Annotated in this window: 2 protein-coding genes and 1 pseudogene; 2 read left to right on the forward strand and 1 reads right to left on the reverse strand. The window is 75.1% G+C overall.

What is annotated here, in order from left to right; translation table 11 throughout:
* Positions 1-94 (forward strand): annotated as a pseudogene (locus AB0B83_RS29965) (metallophosphoesterase); the annotation flags it as partial.
* An 18-nt stretch (positions 95-112) separates the two neighbouring features.
* On the opposite strand, the gene AB0B83_RS29970 reads toward AB0B83_RS29965, so the two are convergent.
* Positions 113-1,309: a hypothetical protein gene (locus AB0B83_RS29970; protein WP_357580987.1), complete on the reverse strand. Its 1,197-nt coding sequence runs from the start codon at positions 1,307-1,309 to the stop codon at positions 113-115.
* A gap of 658 nt (positions 1,310-1,967) precedes the next feature.
* Here AB0B83_RS29970 and AB0B83_RS29975 point away from each other — a divergent pair.
* Positions 1,968-3,953, forward strand: coding sequence for a TIGR03960 family B12-binding radical SAM protein (locus AB0B83_RS29975; RefSeq protein ID WP_357580986.1), 1,986 nt, complete (start codon positions 1,968-1,970; stop codon positions 3,951-3,953).
* The last annotated feature ends 93 nt before the right edge of the window (positions 3,954-4,046 follow it).

Here is a 4,046-nt window from a genome sequence, read left to right on the forward strand (position 1 = left end):
GGCGCCGCTGTTCCTGCTCTACGACCACAGCTGGCGCCCGGACGGGTTCGACACCCCGGAGGCGGCGCTGGAGGAGGCGTACCGGACGGGGATCGCCGAGCCGGTGGAGCCGCTACTTCTGGTTGGTCGTGACCATCTGCTCCCGCAGGGTGCCGAGCAGGGTGGCGCTGTCGTCGAGGGAGAGCCGGGTGAAGACCGCGGTGGCGATGCTGCCGTGGTCGACCGAGGTGCACACCACCACGTCCTGGCCGTCGGCGCGTCCCACCGCGCAACGCTGGTGCCGGCCGCGTACGCCGGTGTCGACCACCTGGGCCTCGCCGAGGGAGTACTGCCCGGTGAGGCGGGTGATCTCGTCCTCCGCGTCGGACTCCGGGGTGAACCGGAAGCCGGTGCCGCCGAAGACCGTCACCCGCTTGCCGGCGGGCGTGGCGTAGACGCCGGCGAAGGTCTTCTCGGCCAGCCAGTGCGCCTTGCGCACGTCCGCCTCCAACTGCTTGGCGGTCGCCTTGCTGGTGTTGTCGTCGCGCAGCCGCAGGTCGGCCACCTCGGCCGGCAGGCTGGCCTCGGCCGGGTACTGCGACGCCATCGGCACCCCGTAGTAGGCCGGGCAGCCGCAGCAGCAGGCCAGCATCAGCAGCAGGTACCACGGCCAGCGGCGACGCTTGCGGGCTGGCCTCGGGGCGTACCCCCTGGGGGCCTGCTGGCCGGGTGGCGGGCCGGCCGGCGGCGCCGTCGCCCGCCGTTGCCTCGGCGGCGCGGGCGGCGGAGGCGGGGGTGGCGCCGGGCGGGCCGGGCCGGGCGCCCGGGAGGCCGGCGGCGGGGAGACCGGGTAGGCCGCGGGCGGCGGGGAGACGGGGTACGCCGACGGCCGCGGGGCGGCCGGGTACGCGGCCCGCGGCGGCGCCGGACGCGGTGGCTCCGGTGGCGCGGGGGAGTGCACGGGTGGCGCGGAGTGCACGGGTGGCGCCGGCGGTCCGGAGTACGGCCGGGGCGGCGGCGCGGCGGGGTAGGGCAGCGTCGGCGAGGGCGGCGGAGGCGGCGGCAGGTCCCACCCGCCGGTGTCCGCGCCCGCCCACGGGTCGACCGGCGTGCGGTGCTCGGCGGGCTGCTCGGGCGGGGGCGCCGGCGGAGGCGCCGGCACCGGGGGGATCTCGGCCGACTCGCCCCAGGCGCGCTTGCGCGGCTTCGGCGGGGGTACCGCCGCCGAACCGCTCCACCGGGGCGCGGGCGGTTCGGCCGGTAGCTCGTCGGGGGAGAACATCCGGGTGCCCTGCGGTCCCACGGCCGGCCGCTCGTCGCCGGGGAACATCCGGGTGCCCTGCGGTCCCGCGGCCGGCGGGCCGTCGTCGGGCAGCAGGCGGGTGCCCTCCGGGCCGGTGCCGGCCATCCGCCCGGGCCCGGCGTTCCGGGTGCCCTCGGCCCCGGCGTCGTCGGCGTCCTGCGGCGGCGTGGCGTCACCGGTGTCCGGCCGGTCGGTGGCGTCGCCCGTGCTGTGCGGCGTGGTGGCGTCACCCGTGTCCGGCCGCGCGGCGTCGGCCCCGGCGCCGCGCACCCCGGCGTCGTCCGCGTCCTGCCCGATGTCGGACGTCGCGGTCGGCCCGGGGTCGTCGGTGGGCAGCTCACGGGTGCCCTCCGGGCCCGTGCCGCCGGCGGGGGCGGGCGTTGCGGGGGAGGTCGGGGGCTCCTCGGTGACCGCCGGATCCGGACCCTGGTCCTGACCCGGGGGACTCCCGTCGGCCGGCCGGTCCGTGCCCGGCTGCGGCTGCGGCATCGCGGCAATCTCCTCTCGCGCCGGTCCGAGGTTAGTACCGATGCGCCAGCGGGGCGATTCCGGCCACCGCCGCCGCCGGTACCGCAGGGTCGGACGGGCGCCGCGACGTGCCGGGGGCGCGGCGCCCGGCGCCCCGGGGGCGTGGCGACCGGCGTGCGCGCGGCGGCCGCCGCCGGGCCGCGTACCCTTGGGCATCATGAGCGTCCCGTCCACCACGCCGCGCCCCGCCGCGGCCAATTCGGTCTGGCCCCGGCTGGAGCCGCTGCTGCCCCAGGTGACCAAGCCCATCCAGTACGTCGGTGGCGAGCTGGGCGCGGTGGTCAAGGACTGGGACGCGGCGGCCGTGCGCTGGGCGCTGATGTATCCCGACGCCTACGAGGTCGGCCTGCCCAACCAGGGCGTGCAGATCCTCTACGAGGTGCTCAACGAGCTGCCCGACGTGCTCGCCGAGCGGACCTACGCGGTCTGGCCGGACCTGGAGAAGCTGATGCGCACCCACGGCGTGCCGCAGTTCACCGTCGACGCGCACCGCTCCGTGCGCGACTTCGACGTCTTCGGCGTCTCCTTCTCCACCGAGCTGGGCTACACCAACCTGCTCACCGCGATCGACCTGGCCGGCATCCCGCTGCTCGCCGCCGACCGCACCGACGCCGACCCGGTGATCGTGGCCGGCGGCCACGCCGCGTTCAACCCGGAGCCGATCGCCGACTTCGTCGACGCCGCCGTGCTTGGCGACGGCGAGGAGGCGGTCCTGGAGATCACCGGGATCGTGCGGGAGTGGAAGGCCGAGGGCTCCCCTGGCGGGCGCGACGAGCTGCTGCTGCGCCTGGCCCGCACCGAGAGCGTCTACGTGCCGCGCTTCTACGACGTGGACTACCTGCCCGACGGCCGCATCCAGCGGGTCGTGCCGAACCGGGCGGACGTGCCGTTCCGGGTGCACAAGCGCACGACCATGGACCTGGACGCCTGGCCGTACCCGAAGAAGCCCCTGGTGCCCCTGGCCGAGACCGTGCACGAGCGGTACGCCGTGGAGATCTTCCGGGGCTGCACCCGGGGCTGCCGGTTCTGCCAGGCCGGCATGATCACCCGCCCGGTGCGCGAGCGCTCCATCACCACGGTCGGGCAGATGGTGCGGGAGGGGCTGGAGTTCTCCGGCTTCCACGAGGTGGGCCTGCTGTCGCTGTCGTCGGCCGACCACTCCGAGATCGGCGACATGTGCTCCGGCCTGGCCCAGCAGTACGAGGGCACCAACGTGTCGCTCTCGCTGCCGTCGACCCGGGTGGACGCGTTCAACATCGACCTCGCGCAGGAGTTGTCCCGCAACGGGCGGCGCACCGGCCTGACCTTCGCCCCCGAGGGCGGGTCGGAGCGGATCCGCAAGGTCATCAACAAGATGGTGTCGAAGGAAGACCTGATCCGCACCGTCGTCACCGCGTACACGAACGGCTGGCGGCAGGTGAAGCTGTACTTCATGTGCGGCCTGCCCACCGAGACCGACGAGGACGTCCTCGAGATCGCGGACATGGCCCATGAGGTCATCCGGGCCGGCCGGGCCGCCACCGGCTCGAAGGACATCCGCTGCACGGTCTCCATCGGCGGGTTCGTGCCGAAGCCGCACACCCCGTTCCAGTGGGCGTCGATGGAGCGGCCGGAGGTCATCGACGGCCGGCTCAAGATGCTCAAGCAGGCGATCAACGCGGACCGGTCGCTCGGTCGGGCGATCGGCTTCCGCTACCACGACGGCGAGCCGTCGCTGATCGAGGGCCTGCTCAGCCGGGGTGACCGGCGGGTCGGCGCGGTGATCCGGCGGGTGTGGGAGAACGGCGGCCGGTTCGACGGCTGGAGCGAGCACTTCTCCTACCAGCGCTGGGTGGAGGCGGCGACCGAGGTCCTGCCGGCCTTCGGCGTCGACCTCGACTGGTACACCACCCGCCAGCGCGACGAGCTGGAGGTCCTGCCCTGGGACCACCTGGACTCGGGCCTGGACAAGGACTGGCTCTGGCAGGACTGGCAGGACTCGCTCAGCGAGTACGAGCAGGACGACTGCCGGTGGACCCCGTGCTTCGACTGCGGCGTCTGCCCGTCGATGGACACCGAGATCCAGATCGGCCCGACCGGGAAGAAGCTTCTCCCGCTCACTCCGATCAACGGTCTGAAGCTCCCCACCGGCGCCCAGCAGTAGCTCCGGGGGGGGGGCGGGGGGGCCCCCCGGGCGCGGGGGGGGGGTGGTGGTTTTTTGGGTGGGGCCGCGCGGCGGGGGCGTGGGGGGACACGG

Origin of the sequence: Micromonospora sp. NPDC049060, assembly GCF_040649055.1 — a bacterium.
Classification (GTDB): domain Bacteria; phylum Actinomycetota; class Actinomycetes; order Mycobacteriales; family Micromonosporaceae; genus Micromonospora; species Micromonospora reichwaldensis.

Coding starts and splice junctions, on each gene's coding strand:
- AB0B83_RS29970 (WP_357580987.1), bottom strand. CDS start 1,309: ATGTTCCCCGGCGACGAGCGGCCGGCCGTGGGACCGCAGGGCACCCGG.
- AB0B83_RS29975 (WP_357580986.1), top strand. CDS start 1,968: ATGAGCGTCCCGTCCACCACGCCGCGCCCCGCCGCGGCCAATTCGGTC.